At 54.3% G+C, this 20,141-nt stretch carries 22 protein-coding genes and 1 tRNA gene; 19 read left to right on the plus strand and 4 right to left on the minus strand.

The annotated features are described in order from the left end of the window. Window positions 1-10 precede the first annotated feature (10 nt). Window positions 11-3,232 carry a carbamoyl-phosphate synthase large subunit gene (gene carB / locus NHM04_RS14725; protein ID WP_254264514.1) on the plus strand — a complete coding sequence of 1,074 codons (3,222 nt, stop codon included), beginning with the start codon at window positions 11-13 and terminating at the stop codon, window positions 3,230-3,232. Next, window positions 3,229-3,705 (plus strand): transcription elongation factor GreA, encoded by a 477-nt coding sequence (gene greA / locus NHM04_RS14730; protein WP_254264515.1) that lies wholly within the window; start codon window positions 3,229-3,231, stop codon window positions 3,703-3,705. The genes carB and greA overlap by 4 nt, the downstream gene beginning before the upstream one ends. 100 nt (window positions 3,706-3,805) lie before the next feature. Here greA and yhbY read toward each other — a convergent pair whose 3' ends face one another. After that, complete coding sequence (yhbY, locus tag NHM04_RS14735; protein ID WP_254264516.1) at window positions 3,806-4,108, minus strand: ribosome assembly RNA-binding protein YhbY; 303 nt, start codon at window positions 4,106-4,108, stop codon at window positions 3,806-3,808. A gap of 73 nt (window positions 4,109-4,181) precedes the next feature. Here yhbY and rlmE point away from each other — a divergent pair, with 73 nt between their 5' ends. From rlmE to NHM04_RS14775, 8 genes are all read left to right on the plus strand, one after another. After that, complete coding sequence (gene rlmE, locus NHM04_RS14740; protein WP_254264517.1) at window positions 4,182-4,802, plus strand: 23S rRNA (uridine(2552)-2'-O)-methyltransferase RlmE; 621 nt, start codon at window positions 4,182-4,184, stop codon at window positions 4,800-4,802. A gap of 131 nt (window positions 4,803-4,933) precedes the next feature. Continuing rightward, window positions 4,934-6,865, plus strand: coding sequence for an ATP-dependent zinc metalloprotease FtsH (gene ftsH / locus NHM04_RS14745; protein ID WP_254266650.1), 1,932 nt, complete (start codon window positions 4,934-4,936; stop codon window positions 6,863-6,865). 64 nt (window positions 6,866-6,929) lie between these two features. Next, complete coding sequence (gene folP, locus NHM04_RS14750) at window positions 6,930-7,799, plus strand: dihydropteroate synthase (protein ID WP_254264518.1); 870 nt, start codon at window positions 6,930-6,932, stop codon at window positions 7,797-7,799. Between the two features lie 2 nt (window positions 7,800-7,801). Beyond that, window positions 7,802-9,139, plus strand: coding sequence for a phosphoglucosamine mutase (gene glmM, locus NHM04_RS14755; protein ID WP_254264519.1), 1,338 nt, complete (start codon window positions 7,802-7,804; stop codon window positions 9,137-9,139). Between the two features lie 109 nt (window positions 9,140-9,248). Continuing rightward, window positions 9,249-10,022 (plus strand): triose-phosphate isomerase, encoded by a 774-nt coding sequence (tpiA, locus tag NHM04_RS14760; RefSeq protein ID WP_254264520.1) that lies wholly within the window; start codon window positions 9,249-9,251, stop codon window positions 10,020-10,022. A gap of 34 nt (window positions 10,023-10,056) precedes the next feature. Continuing rightward, the gene (secG, locus tag NHM04_RS14765) at window positions 10,057-10,440 is read left to right on the plus strand and encodes a preprotein translocase subunit SecG (protein WP_254264521.1); all 384 of its coding nucleotides are present in this window, start codon (window positions 10,057-10,059) and stop codon (window positions 10,438-10,440) included. Between the two features lie 182 nt (window positions 10,441-10,622). Beyond that, window positions 10,623-10,707, plus strand: a tRNA-Leu gene (locus tag NHM04_RS14770). 201 nt (window positions 10,708-10,908) lie between these two features. Then, complete coding sequence (locus tag NHM04_RS14775) at window positions 10,909-11,574, plus strand: outer membrane protein (protein WP_254264522.1); 666 nt, start codon at window positions 10,909-10,911, stop codon at window positions 11,572-11,574. A 64-nt stretch (window positions 11,575-11,638) separates the two neighbouring features. On the opposite strand, the gene NHM04_RS14780 is transcribed toward NHM04_RS14775, so the two are convergent. Genes NHM04_RS14780 through NHM04_RS14790 form a run of 3 tightly spaced genes read right to left on the minus strand, consistent with a single transcriptional unit; the run spans window position 11,639 to window position 13,677 of the window. Next, window positions 11,639-12,520, minus strand: a complete 882-nt coding sequence (locus NHM04_RS14780) for a hypothetical protein (protein WP_254264523.1) — start codon at window positions 12,518-12,520, stop codon at window positions 11,639-11,641. 30 nt (window positions 12,521-12,550) lie between these two features. Next, window positions 12,551-13,246, minus strand: a complete 696-nt coding sequence (locus tag NHM04_RS14785) for a 4'-phosphopantetheinyl transferase superfamily protein (protein ID WP_254264524.1) — start codon at window positions 13,244-13,246, stop codon at window positions 12,551-12,553. After that, window positions 13,243-13,677: a hypothetical protein gene (locus NHM04_RS14790; protein ID WP_254264525.1), complete on the minus strand. Its 435-nt coding sequence runs from the start codon at window positions 13,675-13,677 to the stop codon at window positions 13,243-13,245. The genes NHM04_RS14785 and NHM04_RS14790 overlap by 4 nt, the downstream gene beginning before the upstream one ends. A gap of 474 nt (window positions 13,678-14,151) precedes the next feature. Here NHM04_RS14790 and NHM04_RS14795 point away from each other — a divergent pair, with 474 nt between their 5' ends. The 9 genes from NHM04_RS14795 to NHM04_RS14835 are packed head-to-tail and all read left to right on the plus strand — an operon-like array spanning window position 14,152 to window position 20,141. Then, window positions 14,152-14,883 (plus strand): beta-ketoacyl synthase chain length factor, encoded by a 732-nt coding sequence (locus NHM04_RS14795; RefSeq protein ID WP_256526736.1) that lies wholly within the window; start codon window positions 14,152-14,154, stop codon window positions 14,881-14,883. Then, the gene (locus NHM04_RS14800) at window positions 14,867-15,655 is read left to right on the plus strand and encodes a lysophospholipid acyltransferase family protein (RefSeq protein WP_254264527.1); all 789 of its coding nucleotides are present in this window, start codon (window positions 14,867-14,869) and stop codon (window positions 15,653-15,655) included. The genes NHM04_RS14795 and NHM04_RS14800 overlap by 17 nt, the downstream gene beginning before the upstream one ends. Beyond that, window positions 15,648-15,908, plus strand: a complete 261-nt coding sequence (locus NHM04_RS14805; protein ID WP_254264528.1) for a phosphopantetheine-binding protein — start codon at window positions 15,648-15,650, stop codon at window positions 15,906-15,908. Before NHM04_RS14800 ends, NHM04_RS14805 begins: the two co-directional genes overlap by 8 nt. A 23-nt stretch (window positions 15,909-15,931) precedes the next feature. Then, complete coding sequence (locus NHM04_RS14810; protein ID WP_254264529.1) at window positions 15,932-16,180, plus strand: acyl carrier protein; 249 nt, start codon at window positions 15,932-15,934, stop codon at window positions 16,178-16,180. Continuing rightward, the gene (locus tag NHM04_RS14815; protein ID WP_254264530.1) at window positions 16,177-16,737 is read left to right on the plus strand and encodes a hypothetical protein; all 561 of its coding nucleotides are present in this window, start codon (window positions 16,177-16,179) and stop codon (window positions 16,735-16,737) included. The genes NHM04_RS14810 and NHM04_RS14815 overlap by 4 nt, the downstream gene beginning before the upstream one ends. Next, window positions 16,727-18,112, plus strand: a complete 1,386-nt coding sequence (locus NHM04_RS14820; RefSeq protein WP_254264531.1) for an AMP-binding protein — start codon at window positions 16,727-16,729, stop codon at window positions 18,110-18,112. Before NHM04_RS14815 ends, NHM04_RS14820 begins: the two co-directional genes overlap by 11 nt. Continuing rightward, complete coding sequence (locus NHM04_RS14825) at window positions 18,109-18,468, plus strand: hypothetical protein (protein ID WP_254264532.1); 360 nt, start codon at window positions 18,109-18,111, stop codon at window positions 18,466-18,468. Before NHM04_RS14820 ends, NHM04_RS14825 begins: the two co-directional genes overlap by 4 nt. A 10-nt stretch (window positions 18,469-18,478) precedes the next feature. Continuing rightward, window positions 18,479-19,216 carry a glycosyltransferase family 2 protein gene (locus tag NHM04_RS14830; RefSeq protein WP_256527351.1) on the plus strand — a complete coding sequence of 246 codons (738 nt, stop codon included), beginning with the start codon at window positions 18,479-18,481 and terminating at the stop codon, window positions 19,214-19,216. Continuing rightward, entirely contained in the window at window positions 19,209-20,141 is a 933-nt protein-coding gene (locus NHM04_RS14835) for a hypothetical protein (protein WP_254264534.1), read from the plus strand. Before NHM04_RS14830 ends, NHM04_RS14835 begins: the two co-directional genes overlap by 8 nt.

The raw sequence follows: 20,141 nt of genomic DNA on the forward strand, positions 1-20,141 counted from the left end.
CGAGACCGACATGCCAAAACGTACCGATATTAACAGCATTTTGATTCTGGGCGCGGGCCCCATCGTCATCGGCCAGGCCTGTGAGTTTGACTACTCCGGCGCCCAGGCCTGTAAAGCCCTGCGCGAAGAGGGTTACCGGGTGATCCTGGTAAACTCCAACCCCGCGACCATTATGACCGATCCGGCCATGGCCGATGCTACCTACATTGAGCCAGTCGAGTGGGAAACGGTTGCTAAAATCATCGAAAAAGAACGCCCCCACGTGGTTCTGCCCACCATGGGCGGTCAAACCGCGCTTAACTGCGCCCTGGATTTGGCCAAACATGGGGTGCTGGAGAAGTACAACGTCGAGTTAATTGGTGCTAAAGAAGAGGCCATTAATATGGCCGAAGACCGCGATCTGTTCGACAAGGCCATGAAACGTATCGGCCTTGAGTGCGCCCGCGCCAAGATTGTTCACTCTATGGAAGAGGCCAAAGAGGTCCCCAAAGAGTTCGGCTTCCCCTGCATTATTCGCCCATCTTTTACCATGGGCGGTTCGGGCGGCGGTATTGCCTACAACTGGGAAGAGTTCGAAGAGATCTGCACTCGCGGTCTGGACTTGTCGCCCACCAACGAGCTTCTGATCGATGAATCGCTGCTGGGCTGGAAAGAGTACGAGATGGAAGTTGTGCGCGACAAAAACGACAACTGCATTATCGTTTGCTCGATTGAAAACTTTGACCCCATGGGTGTGCACACCGGCGACTCCATCACCGTCGCCCCGGCGCAGACGCTGACCGATAAAGAGTTGCAGATTATGCGTAACGCGTCGCTGGCGGTGTTGCGCGAAATTGGCGTAGAAACCGGTGGTTCCAACGTTCAGTTTGCAGTTAACCCCGAAAACGGTCGTTTGGTGGTGATTGAGATGAACCCTCGGGTATCTCGCTCCTCGGCGCTGGCCTCTAAGGCGACTGGCTTCCCGATTGCCAAGGTCGCCGCCAAGTTGGCGGTGGGCTATACCCTGGATGAGCTGCAAAACGAAATTACCGGTGGCGCCACCCCGGCCTCGTTTGAGCCGTCTATCGACTATGTGGTTACCAAAATTCCGCGCTTTACCTTCGAGAAGTTTGGCGATGCCGATGCTCGTCTGACCACGCAGATGAAGTCCGTGGGCGAGGTCATGGCTATTGGCCGCACCCTGCAAGAGTCTATGCAAAAAGCACTGCGCGGTTTGGAAGTAGGTTCCGCGGGTTTTGAATCCAAGCTGGACTTAAGCGCCGAAGAAACCCCTGCGCGTATTCGCCGCGAGCTAACCACCCCCGGTGCCGAGCGCATTTGGTACGTGGGTGACGCTTTCCGTTTGGGTATGACCGTGGAGGAGGTGTTTGAAGCCTCGAAAATCGACCCGTGGTTTTTGGAGCAAATTCGCGAGCTGATCGAGCTGGAGCAAAAGGTTCGCACGGCTAAGCTGTCCGATCTAACCGCAGAAGACCTGTATTTGCTGAAACGCAAAGGCTTCTCGGACAAGCGCCTGGCGTTGCTGCTGGGGGTTAAGGAAGCGAAGGTGCGTGCTGCTCGTCACGAACAAAATATTCGCCCGGTGTTTAAGCGGGTAGACACCTGTGCGGCCGAGTTTGCCACCTCTACGGCTTATATGTACTCCAGTTACGATGAGGAGTGCGAGGCGAATGTCAGCGCAAAACCGAAAATTTTAGTTATCGGTGGCGGCCCCAACCGTATTGGTCAGGGTATCGAGTTTGATTATTGCTGTGTACACGCGGCCCTGGCGATGCGCGAAGATGGTTACGAAACCATTATGGTGAACTGTAACCCCGAGACCGTCTCTACCGATTATGACACTTCAGACCGGTTGTATTTTGAGCCCATTACCCTGGAAGATGTGCTGGAAATTGTGCATAAAGAGCAGCCCAAAGGCGTGATTTTGCAGTTTGGTGGTCAGACCCCATTGAAATTGGCTCGTGCGCTGGAAGCCGAAGGCGTGCCGATTTTGGGGACCAGCCCCGACGCCATTGACCGTGCCGAAGATCGTGAGCGCTTCCAGCAGATGATCGACAAGTTGGGCTTGTTGCAGCCGCCGAATGCCATCGTGCGCTCGCTCGAAGAGGCTCTTATCAGCGCCGAGAAAGTGGGCTATCCACTGGTGGTTCGTCCGTCTTACGTGCTGGGCGGCCGGGCAATGGAAATCGTCTACAAAGAAGAAGAGCTGCGTACCTATATGCACTCTGCGGTAAAAGTCTCTGAAGATGCGCCCGTACTGCTGGATCATTTCTTGAGTGCCGCGATTGAGGTGGATATCGACGCGGTTTCAGACGGCAAAGAGGTAGTAATTGGCGGCATTATGCAGCATATCGAACAGTGTGGTGTTCACTCTGGTGACTCTGCCTGCTCTCTGCCGCCTTACTCGTTGCCCGCCGAAGTGCAGGATGAAATGCGTGCGCAGGTTAAAGCCATGGCGCTGGAGTTGGGCGTAGTGGGGTTGATGAATACTCAGCTGGCCTGGCAGGACGGCAAAATTTACGTGATTGAGGTTAATCCGCGCGCCTCGCGTACTGTGCCTTTTGTTTCTAAATGCGTGGGTGTGTCTTTGGCGAAAGTTGCAGCGCGTTGTCAGGCGGGCGTATCTTTGGCGGAGCAGGGCTTTACCCAAGAGATTGTGCCCAGTTACTTCAGTGTTAAAGAGGCCGTTTTCCCCTTCAATAAGTTTCCGGCGGTTGATCCGATTCTCGGTCCCGAAATGAAATCCACCGGTGAGGTAATGGGTGTCGGCGCCACATTTGGTGAGGCTTATGGCAAGAGCCAGCTGGGTGCGAACAGCAAGCTGCCCACCGCTGGCCGCGTGTTTATCAGTGTGCGCGATGTGGATAAGCCGGGTGTGGTTGCGGTCGGTAAAGAGTTGGTTGATCTCGGCTTCACTCTGGTTGCCACGCGCGGCACGGCCAAAGTGCTTGAAAGCGCCGGTGTATCGGTTGAAGTGGTAAACAAAGTGGGTGAAGGTCGCCCGCACATCGTGGATATGATCAAAAACGATGAGATCGAGCTGATCATTAATACCACCGAAGGGCGTCAGGCAACTCGCGACTCTGCTTCTATTCGTCGCAGCGCCGAGGCGCACAGCGTTTATTACACGACCACCTTGGCAGGTGGCGAGGCCGTTAATATGGCACTGCGCACCAGTAAAGACATTGAGGTTCGCCGCCTGCAGGACTTGCATAAGGAGGCCGCGCAATGAATAAGGTTCCTATGACCGTGGAGGGCGCCGACGCCCTTCGCACCGAGCTGGATGACCTGAAAAAAGTACAGCGCCCACGCATTATCGAGGCGATTGCCGAGGCCCGTGAGCACGGTGATTTAAAAGAGAACGCCGAGTACCACGCCGCCCGTGAGCAGCAAAGCTTTTGCGAGGGGCGTATTCAGGAAATCGAAGGTAAGCTGTCTAACTCGCAAGTTATCGATGTAAAAGCCATTCCCCATACGGGTAAGGTGATTTTTGGTACCACCGTGACCATCGTTAATGTCGAAACGGACGAAGAAAAAGTTTACCGCATAGTCGGAGACGATGAGGCGGACGTAAAAGCCAATAAAATCTCTATCAGCTCACCGATTGCCCGCGCCCTAATTGGCAAAGAAGAGGGTGACATTGTGGTGGTGAAAGCGCCCGGCGGTGAAGTCGAGTATGAAATTGACAAGGTGGAGCATATTTAAAGGGGCTAAGCCCCTTTTCTGGATGTCTGAAGTCGGACGACTGATGCAAGAGAGGATGTCGGTGGCATCAGTCAGTCACCAGACTTTAGGCGTCCGGGGTTTAACGCAACAAATTCGATAGCTTGGGGTTAGGCTTTTTGGCCGCCCGGTACAGCAGAGCGATCTTGCCGATGGTTTGTACCAGCTCGGTACGCGGTAGTTTCTTCAGCTCTTCGACCACCAGTTGGCGGTCCTCGCGCTCCGCCAGCGCCAGCTTGACCTTAATCAGTTCGTGATCGTCCAGGGCGCGGTTAAGCTCGCTAATAACTCCCTCGGACAGACCGTTTCCGGCGATAGTCACAATGGGTTTTAAGTCGTGTCCCATGGTGCGGAATTGTTTGCGTTTATCAGCGCTTAAGGGCATAGCTTTACCTTTACCAGAAATTGTTCAGCCGCCGTTAATGACGGGCGGCTATTGTAACTCAATAGGACACCCAATGGCCCGCTCCAAAAGCAGTAAACGTTGGCTGCAGGAACATTTCTCGGATCAGTACGTCAAACAGTCCCAGCGAGATGGCTACCGGTCCAGAGCCAGTTACAAGTTGCTGGAAATCGACAAAAAAGATCGCCTGTTTCGCCCGGGAATGACAGTGGTCGATTTAGGGGCCGCCCCCGGCGGTTGGTCGCAGGTGGCGGCCGAGCGCGTGGGCCACAAAGGCAAAGTTTTGGCTTCCGATATTTTGTCTATGGATTCCATTGCCGGGGTGGAGTTTATTCAAGGTGATTTTACCGAGGATAGTGTTTTCGACGCTCTGATGTCGGCCATCGACGGCTCGCCTGTCGACCTTGTAATTTCTGATATGGCCCCCAACATGAGTGGGGTAGACGCGGTGGATCAGCCCAAGGCCATGTATTTAGTAGAATTGGCGCTGGATATGGCCAGGCAAATACTCACCCCGGGTGGCGCATTTGTCGCCAAAGTATTCCAAGGGGAAGGGTTCGAGCCCTGGCTTGCCGAAGTGAGGGCTTCTTTTGCTAAAGTGGTGACCCGTAAGCCAGATGCCTCCCGGGCGCGTTCGCGCGAAGTTTATATTGTCGGGCGCGATTATAAAGGGTAATTTTTGGCCCCGAGTGTGACCTCGGGCGCTATACTGTCACTAATAATAGGGTGACAATGATCGGATAAGCCGGTCAAAGGAACACCGCTGGTGTTCAAAATGATGTAACTGAGGGTTTTACCTTGAACGATATGACCAAGAACCTGATTTTATGGCTGATTATTGCCGCTGTCCTGTTCAGCGTGTTTCAGGGGTTTGAGAGCAAAAGTCAGTCCGATACGGTGACTTATTCGGAGTTTGTAACCGCAGTAGAGCAGGATCGTGTGCGTGAGGTTACCATTCAGGAGATGCAGGTGCGCGGCGTCATGGCCGATAACACCCGCTTCACCACCAACCTGCCTTTGATTCGCGATGACGAACTGATGCCCGATCTGCGCCGCCACGGTGTCGAGATCACCGTGCTGCCGCGTGAAGAGCCCAGTCTGTGGCATCAATTGCTGGTGGCCAGCTTTCCCATCCTGATTATTATCGCCGTGTTCTTGTTTTTTATGCGCCAAATGCAAGGCGGCGCAGGCGGCGGCCGCGGCGGACCTATGAGCTTCGGCAAGTCCAAGGCGCGCCTGTTGGGTGAAGATCAAATTAAAACCACCTTTGCCGATGTGGCCGGTGTGGACGAAGCCAAAGAAGAAGTGCAGGAGCTGGTGGAGTATTTGCGCGATCCCTCCAAGTTTCAGCGTTTAGGCGGCCGTATTCCCCGCGGCGTGCTGATGGCGGGTCCTCCGGGTACCGGTAAAACCCTGTTGGCAAAAGCCATTGCGGGTGAAGCCAAGGTACCTTTCTTTTCTATCTCCGGCTCCGATTTCGTGGAAATGTTTGTGGGTGTGGGCGCCTCGCGGGTTCGCGATATGTTCGAAACCGCGAAAAAGCAGGCGCCGTGCATTATCTTTATTGACGAGATCGACGCTGTGGGTCGTCACCGCGGTGGTGGCCACGGCGGTGGTCATGATGAGCGTGAACAGACCTTGAACCAGCTGCTGGTTGAAATGGACGGTTTTGAAGGTAGTGAAGGTGTGATTGTAATCGCAGCTACCAACCGCCCCGACGTATTGGACAAGGCGTTGCTGCGCCCCGGGCGTTTCGATCGCCAAGTGGTAGTCGGCCTGCCTGACATTCGCGGCCGCGAGCAGGTGCTGAAAGTGCATATGCGCAAGGTACCTATTGCAGAAAGTGTTGAAGCCTCCGTTATCGCTCGCGGTACTCCCGGCTTCTCTGGTGCCGATTTGGCGAACCTGGTGAACGAGGCTGCATTGTTCGCAGCGCGAGCCAATAAGCGCCTGGTGACCATGGAAGAGTTTGAGAAGGCCCGCGATAAAATCATGATGGGCGCAGAGCGCCGCTCCATGGTGATGGGCGAGAAAGAAAAAGAAAATACGGCTTATCACGAGGCGGGTCACGCCATTGTGGGTAGATTAGTGCCCGAGCACGATCCCATTCACAAGGTGACCATTATTCCCCGTGGTCGGGCGTTGGGTGTGACCCAGTTCTTGCCCGAGGCGGACAAATACAGCCTGAGTCGTCGCGCCATCGAGTCACAGATATGCACCTTGTTTGGTGGGCGTATCGCCGAGCAGATGACTCTGGGTGACGAGGGAATTACCACCGGCGCCTCTAACGATATTGAACGCGCCACTGAGTTGGCCCGCAATATGGTGACCAAGTGGGGTTTGTCCGAGAAATTGGGCCCGCTTCACTATGGCGAAGATGAAGGCATGATGCCGGGGTCAGGCAATCCAAACTACTCCGGCGCCACTTCAAAAATCATCGATGAAGAAGTGCGAGATATAGTGGATCGTTGCTACAAGCGCGCGGAGCAATTGCTGCACGACAACCGAGATATTCTCGAATCGATGAAAGATGCGCTAATGGAGTACGAGACCATCGACTCCGAGCAAGTGGATGACCTGATGGCCCGCCGTAAAGTGCGCCCCCCTAGGGATTGGCACGACGGCGACTTTAATAGCCATATCGGCGGCGGTGGTGCAGGCGCTACTGCGGATGATCCTGCCGATAAGCCCAAAGAGTCTAAGGATGCGCCGATAGGCGGTCCGGCGGAAGGGCGCTAGCCTTCGCTGCCAACCTAACCCCGCCCCGGCGGGGTTATTTTTTTGCCTGGATTGAAGCCATTCAATGAATAATGATTTACCCGTCACCGGAATTATTCCTGCCGCCGGCTATTCGCTGGACCTCTCTCGCCCGCTTATCATGGGTATTTTGAATACCACGCCCGACTCCTTCTCTGATGGCGGTAACTGTTATCAGCAAGGGCGTTTAAGCCTTGAAGCCGCTGTTGAGCGCGCGCGCCAGATGCTGAAAGACGGCGCAAGCATCATCGATGTAGGCGGTGAATCCACCCGGCCAGGTGCCACTGCGGTGGGTGAGGCGCAAGAGCTGCAGCGCGTAGTGCCAGTGGTTGAGGCGATCGTAAGAGAGCTTGATTGCCCTGTTTCGGTGGATACTAGTACTCCTTCGGTTATGCGCGAATCGGCTGCTGTGGGGGCGGCAATGATTAACGATGTGCGCGCCCTACGACGCGAAGGCGCGTTGCAGGCCGCCGCAGCCACCGAGCTGCCCGTGTGTCTTATGCATATGCGCGGTGAGCCCGGCACCATGGAGCATGCGCAAGATTACGATGATGCAATTACCGAGGTAGAAGAATTCTTTGTCTCGCGCATGCAGGCGTGCCAAGCGGCGGGCATTGCGCGCGAGCGCATTGTGCTGGACCCGGGTTTTGGTTTTGGTAAATCTCTGCAGCACAATTTAACCCTGTTGGGTAAACTGGCGCACTTTCATCATTTGGGGTGCCCACTATTGGTGGGTATGTCGCGTAAATCCATGCTGGGGAAGTTGCTTGGCCGCGAGCTTGAGGAGCGTTTACCTGGTTCGCTGGCGCTGGCGCTTGAAGCCGCTATGCGTGGTGCACAGATAATCCGCGTACACGATGTACGCGAAACGGCGGATGTACTGGCGGTGCATTGCGCATTGATGGAGATAGACTGAACATGAGTCGCAAATATTTTGGTACCGATGGTATTCGCGGTCGCGTGGGCGAGGCGCCCATTACCCCCGATTTTATGCTCAAGCTGGGGTGGGCCGCAGGTCGCGTACTGGTCGATCGCTACGATGGCCCTGGGTTAATTTTGATCGGCAAGGACACTCGCATATCGGGTTATATGTTTGAGTCGGCTTTACAGGCGGGGTTGATTAACGCTGGCGTGGACGTGGGATTGTTAGGGCCCATGCCAACTCCCGGTATCGCTTACTTAACCCGTACTTTTCAGGCTCAAGCGGGCATTGTTATCAGCGCGTCGCACAATAGCTACTACGACAACGGAATTAAGTTTTTCAGCGCCAACGGCACCAAGCTCGCCGATGATATCGAGCACGCTATTGAGGCGCAGCTGGATGAGCCCATGTTCACCGCTGAACGTTTGGGTAAGGCACGGCGTATAACCGACGCTGCAGGGCGGTATATTGAATTCTGTAAAGGCACCATGCCCTGGGGTTTTAACCTCAGTGGATTGCAGATCGTTGTGGATTGCGCCCACGGCGCCACGTATCACATTGCCCCCAGTGTATTTTCCGAGCTGGGCGCCAAAGTAATTCCTTTTGCTACCGAGCCTAATGGCACCAATATCAATCGTAGTTGCGGCTCTACCAACCCCGAAGCTTTGAAAGAAAAGGTTCAGGAGGTGGGCGCTGACCTGGGGATCGCCTTCGATGGTGATGGCGATCGGGTGGTGTTTGTGGATCATAAGGGTGAAATTGTCGACGGCGATGAGCTGCTTTACATCATTGCCGCCTATCAGCAGGAGTACGGTGGCGGCTGCGCCGGTGTGGTCGGCACCCTGATGAGTAACTTCGGTTTTGAGCTGGGGCTGAAAAAGCTAGGTATCGGCTTTGCGCGCGCCAAAGTGGGCGACCGCTATGTGATCGAGACCATGCGCAAAAATGGCTGGGCCCTGGGTGGAGAGTCCTCTGGCCATATTGTTTGCAGTAATGTCACTACCACTGGCGACGGCATTATTTCGGCGTTACAGGTGTTGCTTGCGATATGCACTATGGAGCAAAGCCTTAACACTGCGAAGCAGGGCATGGCTAAGCTGCCGCAAACCATGATTAACGTCCATCGGGTTAAAAAGGTTGATTTGGCCAAAGACGAAGCGGTGCAGAAAGCCGTGGCTGCAACTGAAGAAAAACTCTCCGGTCGCGGACGCGTGCTATTGCGTCCTTCCGGTACTGAGCCCGTGGTACGGGTTATGGTTGAGGGCGAAGACAAGGCCCAGGTAAAGTCCTTGGCGCAGGAATTGGCCCGTGAAGTTGAAAAGGCTCTAAGTTGAAGCGAAAGCTGATGATTATCAGGCGGGGCAACGGTAATGCAGGACAATTGCCGTTGTATCTTGCGGAACGTTCCGCTACCATTGGCGGCCGTTTTACGGAGGGTAGATTATGACGTCGCAGCCCAGAGCGCAGCGTCGTCGGCTGGTGGTCGGCAATTGGAAGATGAACGGTACTCGGGACGCTAATTCCCGCCTGTTGCAGGAGATTCTCTCCAATTGGAAACCTCTTGAGAAATCGGATGCGGCAATATGCCCTCCCTTCGTATACCTGGAACAGGTAGCGCAGGCGCTTAGCGCCAGCCAGCTATATTGGGGCGGGCAAAGTGTAAACCCCAATGACTCCGGTGCGTACACTGGTGAAATATCGGCCAAAATGCTGATTGATCAGGGGTGTCGCTACGTGATTGTCGGCCACAACGAAAGGCGGCGATTACAGAGCGAGAGCGACGACTATGTTGCGCGACAGTTTGTTGCCGCGCAGGCCGAGGGCCTGATCCCCATATTGTGCGTGGGCGAGAGCAGCGAGCAGCGCGAACAGGGCAAGGCGCTGGAGACGATCGGTAGGCAGTTGCAAGCGGTGCTTGATATTGCCGGTTTACAAGCTTTTGCCACCGCCATTGTCGCTTATGAGCCGATTTGGGCCGTAGGCACTGGAATAACCGCAACCCCGGAAGAGGCTGCACAAGTGCACGCCTTTATTCGCAAGCAGTTCGCCTCACTCGGACATGAGTTGGTGATTTTGTACGGCGGGAGCGTCAAGCCGGAGAACGCGGCAGAGCTATTTGCTAAAGAGGATATCGACGGCGCGCTGTTGGGCGGCGCTTCTTTGCAGGCTAAAGATTTTATTGCTATTTGCCAAAGCGCTGAGGTCGCGGGCAAATAAATATTCAGATAGGCTCAAAACAGAGAGCAGAGTAATGGAAAAAATTGTTTTAATCGTACACATCTTGACGGCATTGGCGATTATCGCGCTGATTTTGATGCAGCAAGGTAAAGGCGCCTCAGCGGGTGCTTCTTTTGGTGCCGGGGCCTCACAGACAGTCTTTGGCAGTGAAGGTGGTGGTAACTTTTTTACCCGCGCTACAGCCGTCTTTGCATTCGTATTTTTCTGCACCAGCTTTGGTTTGGCAATTATTGCAAAAAACAGTGCCGGAGTGACTGACGCTGCGATTCCTTCCATGATAGAATCCGCTCCCGCTGAAGCCGCACTGGAAAGTGATGTACCAGCAGCTGACGAAGCCTCCGACGTGCCCAGCATGGGAAGCGATGCAGGCGAAGTGCCCGCAGTACCGGCTGAGTAAGTTTTTTGCAAGATTCGATGCCTTAAGGCATCTTCCCTTTGCCCAATTGGTGGAAGGGTAGACGATGCGCAGGATGCGCAAGTGTCGCGTGAGGCAGGACGCCGTAAGCGACCACGCGTAGCGTGTCGGGACTACCGCACATTACGTTTAAATAGATTCGATGCTTACAGCATCTCCCCTTTGCCCAAGTGGTGGAATTGGTAGACACGCTATCTTGAGGGGGTAGTGGCGCAAGCCGTGCCGGTTCAAGTCCGGCCTTGGGCACCATTTTGAAAAAGCCTACGCTTTTGCGTGGGCTTTTTTGTTCGCTCTCCCCCGATGTCGTCTCGGCTCGCCCAATTGTTACTGATAATTAACGCAAATTATCGGCTGTCCCGTCGAAAATTAATGCTGAAGCCGCTATTCTATTGCTCAACAGGAAGGGCCTGTTACAGGTTGATTTATCTACCACTCTTTAGGGAATGAAATATGGAAACTCGTCTACTCAAGCCGGTTTGGGCACTTGGTTGTCTGCTGCTTGCCCTGGCTATGCCTTCACATGCAGATCGAATGAATAAATATGAATTCTCTTTACAGGTGCCTTATCTGTATGGAGAGACTATTGATTTTGAAGGTGGTGCATCGGCCGATATCGCTTCAGATCCGGGGTTTGGTTTTACTGCCGGTTACAACTATTCCAATCGTCTGAACTTACGTGCCAGCTTCACCTGGAACGACACTCGCTATGATGGCCAGCGGATTATCGACGATGGCGAGCGCACCACGGAAAGCGTTAGTGGTGTTATGGACACATTCAGTTTTAATGGCGTCGCTGACTACTATTTTATGGAGGGGCGCTTTACCCCATTTGTAAGCGGTATGATCGGTTGGAGCTCAATCGACAGCAATATTGCCGCCGGTTTCCCGGAGCAGGTATGTTGGTGGGACCCCTGGTGGGGTTATGTGTGCGATTACTACCAGCCGACTTATGGCGGTGATTCTTTCTCCTATGGTGTGGGCGGTGGCCTGCGCCTCGATTTGAGCCCCAACCACTTTGTCCGAGTCGGCTACTACGAGCGCTGGATTGATGTGGATTATGCCGAGAGCGATCCTTCGCTGGGGACCGCAATTTTTGAGTTCGGCTTTATGTACTGATCGAATTGCGAGAGCTGCTTGAAAGCGCCGGGTCATTTGGCCCGGCGTTTTTTTATGTGCAGAATTAATCTCTGCTGACGTTTTCAGTTAAAAAATAAGCTTGGTAGCGGGTGTCGATGTCCTTTAAATAAGGATTCGGGAGCACGAATATTCGTCTGCCTTTTAGTGAAACACCTGCCAGTGCTTCATCATAGTATTGATGCCAAAGCTGCAAGGCGCTGCCATCCTCATAGGCGCGTTCCAGTCCCTCTTGAATTCGTGCAAAGGCCGCAGGTTTGCTTTTGTGAACCCAAAAAAAGCGTGGTAGGGGATAGTAGAGTGCAAAGCTGGTATCGAGCTCAAAGCCACCCAGGTGACCAAAGTTTTGCCACTCATTGATGATTTCGTTTTGCGCCCGGCAAACCATATCGAACCGGCCTGCTGAGAGCATAGGGAACAGACTTTCGTAGCTTGGCGCCTCTCTCACAGTAAAACCCGCGTTGGTTAGAATTTTATTGTCGAGCCAGCCCACGCCCTGACCGATATTAAATTTCTGCAGCGCGGTTCTGGTGTCTGCCTTGGCGATATCCGCTGCACGATGCTCGTTAACAAAACACAGGCGGTAGCTAAAGATACCCCGATCGATTGGAAACTTGGGGTAGTGAAAGTCACCTGTCAGGCCAGGGTTGTAACTGGTTTTAAAAATGTAAGGGTGTTCGCTTTGTCTCGCTATAGCCATAGCCCGGGGAAGATTGCTGGATTTGCCCGGCAGTAGTTGATAGGCGCCATACTCGTTAATTGTTTTCTCCAGTGCCAGGCGTAGCAATTCCACTTCGTAGCTAAAGCGGTGATCGGCATCGCTAGAAGGAGTGCGATATAGAAAGACTTGCGCCTGTGTCTCCTTGAGGTCGGCTGCCAAAGCGTGCATGCAAATCAGCACAGCGAGGGCGATTACTAGTGATTTCATAACAGATCCCGTGTTTGGGGTTTGTTAAGTTTAGACGGTTTGCGCCGGCAGGCTCCAGTGAATGAGCTTAGGTGTTTCGGCGCTTTGGTGGATGCAGGCCAGGTAGGTATGCTCAGTGGATAACAGCTGGGGCGGCCAGTGTTCCCCGCGCCATTTGTCTGGCTTTAATTCCTCTGGAGCTTGCGGGTTGGTGCTGTTGGAAAAGTCCACCTTGGCTAGCCCCTCTGCTAACCCTGTGCCGCGCGCCTTAAAAAAAGCCTCTTTCAGGGTCCAGAGGCGGTAAAACTCGCGCTCCAGTGCGGCCTCATTAAGAAACGACAGTTTCTCTACCTCGGCGGAAGTAAAAAACTGCTTGGCAATAGCGAGCCAGGGACGCTTTTTCTGCGCCTGCTCCAGATCAATTCCGAGGGGACCGCAGCAGCTTATGCCTAGCGCAAGCCAATCGCCACTGTGGCTTAGGTTGAAGTGCACCCCACCACTATGGTCCAGAATCGGTTTGCCCTGATCCGAAATGGCAATATTGATATCCGCGGGGGCGAGCGAAAGCTCGCGCGACAAGAGTGTGCGGCACATCAACCGCCCAGCCAGAAAGCGCAGTTTTGCCGCTGGTGAGTTAAATCGTTCGGCCTTTTGGCATTCACTGCTCGGGAGAAGCTTGCGGATTTTCTCAGGCTCACAGTGGCTGGCGAGATTTGCCAGCTCGCTCAGGTAGATAGTCGTGCTCACAACAGTTCCTGAGTGGCTGCGGTCAGTTGGCCGCTTAATAGCAACTGCTTTTGCGCGTAGATCGTGAATTGGCAGCGGCTACTGGATGCGGTACGGCTATCTATGTCGACTCGAATGGTCAGCTCTTCAGCGAATTCATCCAGACGCTGCGCCTGCGCTTGCAGCGTAGAGGCGGTAATTAGAAGGCCTGCTTTAGGGGGGGCGGCAATGGGCTCGCACAGGCGGGCATGCGCTGCCAGCGCCTGGGCCGCGTACTCGACCCCGCTGAAGACCGACAGTTCACCGTTAATGCGCAGCGGATGCTGAGCCCAAACGGGTGCAGCAGCGCAGCAGATAATATGTGAATCGCTGTGCTCAATGATAGAATCCAGCAGCACCATAGGCGGGGCGTGCGGCAGAAGCTGTTCTGGTGGTGGGTAGGACACACTCATAGGTAATCGATGGATAAAAAGGGCATGATACCTCATGTGCGAAAACTTTAGCGTAAGTCGAGAGGCCGCGTGTGTACAGGGACATTTCCCCGGCGCTTCTGTAGTGCCTGGCGCTTATTTGCTGGCGCAGCTGCACCTGGCGTTTGGACGGCGGCACAACTGCGCTGGGGGATTAATCTGGCAGAAAGTTAAATTTATTTCTCCTGTAGTGCCGGATGAAACAGTTTCCCTGCACTGGGATGAAAGCGCCTGGCCCAGAGTTAGGGTGAAACTAAAGGTCGGTGATGAAACTAGATTACAAGCTTCGGCCACGGCCAGTGAATAAGCGGGCGTTTAACACTAATTAATCTGCGCACCGCAGGTGGGTCGTGTAAAATGACGCCGGTTTTCATTGGTTCCGATACTCATTTTCGCTCGAACAGGATGAAGCCCCAGCGTCCGGGCGCGCTCGGACGATAACTACGGATCACACTTATGCACGCGAGGGTAATACAGCTATCGGCCTGGGCTCCGGGTTTTAGCCGGGCGCATGACTGGGGCTGTTTCAACCCCAACGAGCTCCCCTCTGGAAATGAAAAGCCGCCGGCCAAGCAGGTGCCCGCCATGACTCGTAGACGTCTGACCCGCTGGGGGCGGCAGGCGCTTGAGGTGTGCGAGGCCGCTGGTGAAGAATTGACACCGGACACACCGGTGGTATTTTCGTCGCGTCATGGCGACACCGCCCGCACCTATAAACTACTCGCCGCCCTCGCTGAGGGTCAGCCGCTATCTCCCAATGGTTTTAGCTTGTCCGTGCACAATTCGGCGCTGGGCATATTCAGTATATTGCGGCAGATAACGGCGCCCGGTATCGCCCTGGCGGCGGGGCGAGACACCTTCGCCGCAGCCTGGTGCGAAGCGCTGAGCTGGCTGGATCAAGGGGCCCCTCAAGTGCTACTGGTGCACACCGATGAGCCTTTGCAGGGGGTGTATCGGCCGTTTGCGGATGAACAAGAAATGCCTGCGGCGGTGGCCTTGTTATTAGCACCCGAGCAGGCTGACGCAGGGCGCAGGGTATCTTTGCGCATGCAGCCAGTGCAGCAAGAGCCATCCGAGCATTCACTGATGATTTCGTTCTTACACTGGTGGTACAGCGGCGCTGAAAGCCTCGAGGTGAGCACCGATCAACACACCTGGCAGTGGCGTCGCGATGCTGACCCGGTTTAAGTTCTGGGGTGATAGGCTGTGGCGCACTTTAGCCACGGGCCTATGTTTCGCCAGCTTTTCTGTGCTTGCTTTGGCGCAGAGCCTGCTGGTGTTTCCGGTAATTTACGCTCTGCCCGGCACCCGGCTTAACAAGGCGGCAAAGGTCAGGGCGATACAGCAGCGCAGCTTTTTTTGTTTTGTTCGTTTTATGGAATGGCTGGGGTTGATTCGGGTGAGCCTGCACAATACCGAGTTACTGCAGCGCGCCGGAGGGTGCCTGGTGGTAGCCAATCACCCAACCTTGATAGATGTGGTGATACTATTCTCGCGCCTGCCCAAAGCCAACTGCGTGGTAAAAGGCGAGCTTTGGCGCAATGCGTATATCCGTGGCGTTATGCTGGCCGGTGGTTTTATTAGCAATGCCAGTGGCAAAGAGCTGCTGCAGGGGTGTCAGCAGGCATTGGACAGCGGCCAGGCCGTGTTGATTTTTCCCGAGGGATCGCGCAGTGTGCCGGGCCAGCCACTGGCGTTTAAAAGAGGGGCTGCGAATGTCGCCGTGCGCACTCAAGCGCCTATAGTGACGGCATTTATTACCTGTGAACCACTTACTTTGGTAAAGGGGGCGCCCTGGTATCAAATTCCGCCGCGGCGGGCCGATATTAACGTGTACTTTCACGAAATTATTACGCCGTCTCAGGTGATTGACGATTTCGATGACAAACCCAAGGCGGCGCGCCTTTTGACGCGCTACCTGGAAGATTATTATACAGAAGGTCTAAAGCGCTATGGCTGATATCGATACTGATATTAAACAGATGATTATTACGGAGCTGGAGCTGGAAGATATTGAGGTTGAGGACATCGATACGGAAGCGCCACTGTTTGGCGAGGGCTTGGGGCTGGATTCTATTGATGCCCTGGAGCTTGGTTTGGCGTTGCAAAAACGTTTTAACGTAAAAATTGATGCAAATTCAGATCAAAATAAAGAGCATTTTCGCAGCGTAGCCAGCCTGCGGGAGTTTGTCCTGGCACAAACGGCTTCGTAACACGCGACACAACAGATACCATCATGAATAAAGACGAAATTTACAGTGAACTGAAAACCGTCCTCATCAATTCATTTATGATCGAGGAAGAGGACATTTCTCCCGAGGCAGATCTTTACGCCGATCTGGATTTCGATAGCATTGATGCTATTGATCTGGCCGCCAAAATTCACAGCGTGACCGGCAAGCAGCTTAAGCCCGAGCAGTTTAAAGGCGTACGCACCATTGGTGATGCGGTTAACGTCATCGACGAGCTTTTGAGGGCGGGGTGACCCGCGCATTGGCGGGCTTGGCCGCGTTGCTATTGCTGCTGTACCCGCTACTGATTTATTTTGGCGGCCAGTGGCTGGAGCCTCGTTATCTTGGTTTAGCGCTGGCGAGCATTTATGGTTTGCGCCTATTTCTGACCGCTCGCCGGTGGGAGGCAAAGCTTGCAATTGGTATTGCCTTGGGCTTGCTTGCGGCGGCGCTGTGGCACTGGAATGACGAGCGCTTGCTGAGGCTTTGGCCGGCGCTGATAAACGCCCTGCTGGCCTGTTATTTTACTTATACCCTATATCGTCCGCCGACCTTGCCTGCACGTATGGCAAGCCGCGAGTTTAGTCATGGCCTGCCGCCGTTAGTGGAGTGGTATACCCGTAAAGTGACCCAGGTATGGGTTGTATTCTTTGTTTTTAATGGTGCGCTTGCTTGCTACACAGCACTGTTCAGCAGTCGCGAGCTTTGGGCCTTGTACAATGGCTTGCTGGCTTACGGCCTCATCGGGCTGTTGTTCGCACTGGAATATGGCTACCGAACTTTTATATTTAAGAAAAAACATGGATTGTAAGCCGTCAATAAACTTGCGTAAGCAAGGCTTGTTCTATTCCGAGCAGGTGCTGGCCTATCGAGGTGAGGACGCGATTACCCGGGCCGATTTTTGTCGTCAATTGCAGGCCTATTACCGGGCCCTGCGTGTCCGGCCCGAGCACAGAGTGTGCCTCTGGTTAAGCTCGGGGGTAGATTTTCTCGCCGCTGTGCTGGCCCTTGCCATGGCCGGCAAACGTACCGTCATGCCGCATAATCTACAGCCCCAATCGGCCCGTGAGCTCGAACCTCATTTCGATGCTTTAATTACCGATACACCAATTGCTGAGATCGATTGTCCACAGTGGTCTCCGGCGGAATTATCTGCGCTCAATGCGGACGATAACTGCGTTGATGAGGAGGCGTTAACACGCCCGGCTGAGCTGCTGTTGTTTACTTCGGGTAGCACCGGCGCCCCCGAGCCCGTAGTGAAAAAGCTTACCGATTTCGAGCATGAAATCGCGGCGTTAAATCTCGCTTTTGCCGACAACGTAGGCTCCACAACGGTGGCCGCCACGGTCAGCCACCAGCATATTTACGGTCTACTGCATGTGCTTTTTTGGCCGCTGGCGCGCGGTGCGAGTTTTATCGATGGCAGCTGCCATTTCCCCGAGCTGTTGGCGAGCTATGCCGAGCAGCATAAAAAGTTGGTGCTAGTCTCAAGCCCAACACATTTGACCCGCCTGCCTCTAAGCGAGGAATTTGTCGCGAGTGCCAAATCTTATCGAGCGATATTCTCCTCCGGCGGCTTATTGACGCCAGAGGCCGCCCTGGCCATGGCCGGCGTGTGCGATAAAGCGCCGCTGGAAATTTTAGGCAGCACTGAAACCGGCGGAGTGGCCTGGCGCTGCCAGACGGATGGACCTTTGTGGCAGCCACTGCCTGGCGTGCAGATCATGGAGGGCGAGGCCAAAGCGCTGGTGGTAAGTGCCGCTCATGTAGGTCAAGCTGGGCGCTTTACCATGGGCGACTGTATCACTCTGCAAGGCGAGGGTTGTTTTGCGTTGTTGGGGCGCAAAGATAAAATCGTCAAAGTGGAAGGCAAGCGTTTATCCTTAACGGAATTAGAGCGGCGCTTGGCACAAAACGCTCTGGTGCACCAGGCAAGTGCCGCAATTTTAAAAGGCAAAAGAGATGAAGTGGTGGCGCTGGTGAGTCTGGCCGAGCCGGGGCGGGAGTATTTGGCCGCGCGGGGTAAAAGAGCCTTGAACCAGTTACTGCGTGAGTATTTACGGCAGTATTTCGAAGCGCCATTGTTGCCCCGACGTTGGCGTTATGTGGCAGAGCTGCCACGCAACAGTCAGGGCAAGTTGCCCCAGAATGAAGTGCTAAAACTGTTTCACCAGGAGGGAGCATGATTGCGCTGCCGCCGTCCATTGAATATTTGGATGTGTCCCATGAGCGTCTATTGTGTGAATTCGATTTACAGGCGGATCACCCCTGTTTTAGTGGCCACTTTGATGATTTGCCTGTGTTGGCGGGAGTGGTGCAGATTGCCTGGGTGTATCAGTTGGCGCGACGGCATTTTAACGGATCGCTGATATTTTCTGGATTAAAATCAAATAAATTTCAGCAGCTGGTGCGCCCGCCTGTTCGGCTGCGCTTGCAGTTAGATTACCAAGCGGAGAAAGGCTTGATTAAATTTACTTATCAAAGTGCGCGCGGGGTGACCGCCAAGGGCGCGATTGCGGTACAGAGGCACAGTGTTGACTGAAAGGCTGAAAGTGTGTGCGGTTATCCCGGTATACAATCACGCGCATTTAGTGGGTGCAACTGTGTCGCGGCTGCAATCTCAGGGGTTTAACTGTATTTTAGTTAATGACGGTGGCGACGAGGAGGCCACTGCCTTGTTACGCGAGTTAAGTGAATCAAGCGGTTGCGAGCTGGTTGAGCAGCGTCCAAACGGTGGCAAAGGGCGCGCGGTAATCCTGGGACTGCATCATGCCGCCAACCTCGGTTACAGTCACGTATTGCAAATCGATGCCGATGGCCAGCACGACACAGACGACGTGCCGCGGCTGCTTTCCCTAGCCCAGCGTTATCCCCAAGCGGTTATCACCGGTGTGCCAGAGTATGATGAATCTGTGCCCAAGCACAGACTGTACAGCCGTTACATTACCCATGTGTGGGTTTGGATCGAAACGCTATCGTTGGAAATCAAAGATTCCATGTGCGGTTTTCGCATTTATCCGGTGGCACCGGTGGTAGCGCTTTCGCGCCAGGTGTCGCTGGGCGGGCGTATGGACTTTGACACTGAAATATTGGTGCGTCTTTACTGGCGCGGGGTAAGAATCATCTCTTTACCCACCCGGGTTATCTACCCCGAGCAGGGCATTTCAAACTTCCGTCTCTGGCGCGACAATCTTGTTATCAGCTGGATGCATACGCGGTTGGTGTTTGGCATGTTATTGCGTTTACCCAAGTTACTGTATTGGCAATTGCGGGGGCGTGACTGTGACTGACTGGCACCAGCAGAGCGAGCGCGGCAGCCGTTGGGGGATGGCCTTACTGTTTTGGCTGTATCGGCACGGTGGGCGGTTTGTGATTTTGCCGATAGTCTATCTGGTGGTTTTTTATTTTTTTCTTACCCGCGCGTCAACTCGCCGGTACAGCCGCTTGTATTTACGCCGCACCGGGTCCTCCAGCGGCTGGTGGCAAGTGTGGTTGCATCACTTGAGTTTTGCGCGCGCGCTGTTAGACAGGATTGCGGCCTGGATGGGGCGGCTGAAACGCACCGATGTCGATTTCTCCGGGCATCAGTTGCTACTGCAGCTGCAGCGCGAGAAAAAAGGCGCGGTTATGCTGGGTGCCCACTTTGGTAACCTGGAAATGTGTCGCGCGGTGGTGGAAAACGAAGGTGCGTTAAAGCTCAATGTTATTTTACACACTGCCAATACCCAGAACTTTAATCGCTTAATGGACAGCGCCAGCGATCAGGTGCAAGTGCGCTTAATTCAGGTAACGGAGGTGACTCCGGCCACCGCAATAGAGCTGCGGCAAAAGTTGGACGATGGCGAGTTCTTGATTCTGCTGGCCGATCGACTGCCCCCGGGTAATCAGCAGCGTTATTTTGCCCACTCTTTTTTGGGGGCGCCGGCGCACTTTCCCGTGGGCCCATTTTGGCTCGCGCTACTTTTGCAGGCACCGGTATTCTTTATGGCAGGCTATCGTACCGAAAAGGGCTATCGCGCCGAATTGCAACCTCTGTACAACGGTGCCAAGGTCGCTAGAAGTGAGCGTGACGAAAAGTGCCGCACGCTGTTAACAGACTTTGTGCAACAGCTAGAGCCACTATGTCGCCGCTACCCGCTGCAGTGGTTTAATTTTTACGATTTTTGGGGCGATGATAAACCCCGGCACGCCACCGATGATAACCAGGAGTCTTAG

The organism is Gilvimarinus sp. DA14 (assembly GCF_024204685.1).
In the GTDB taxonomy this organism is placed as follows: domain Bacteria; phylum Pseudomonadota; class Gammaproteobacteria; order Pseudomonadales; family Cellvibrionaceae; genus Gilvimarinus.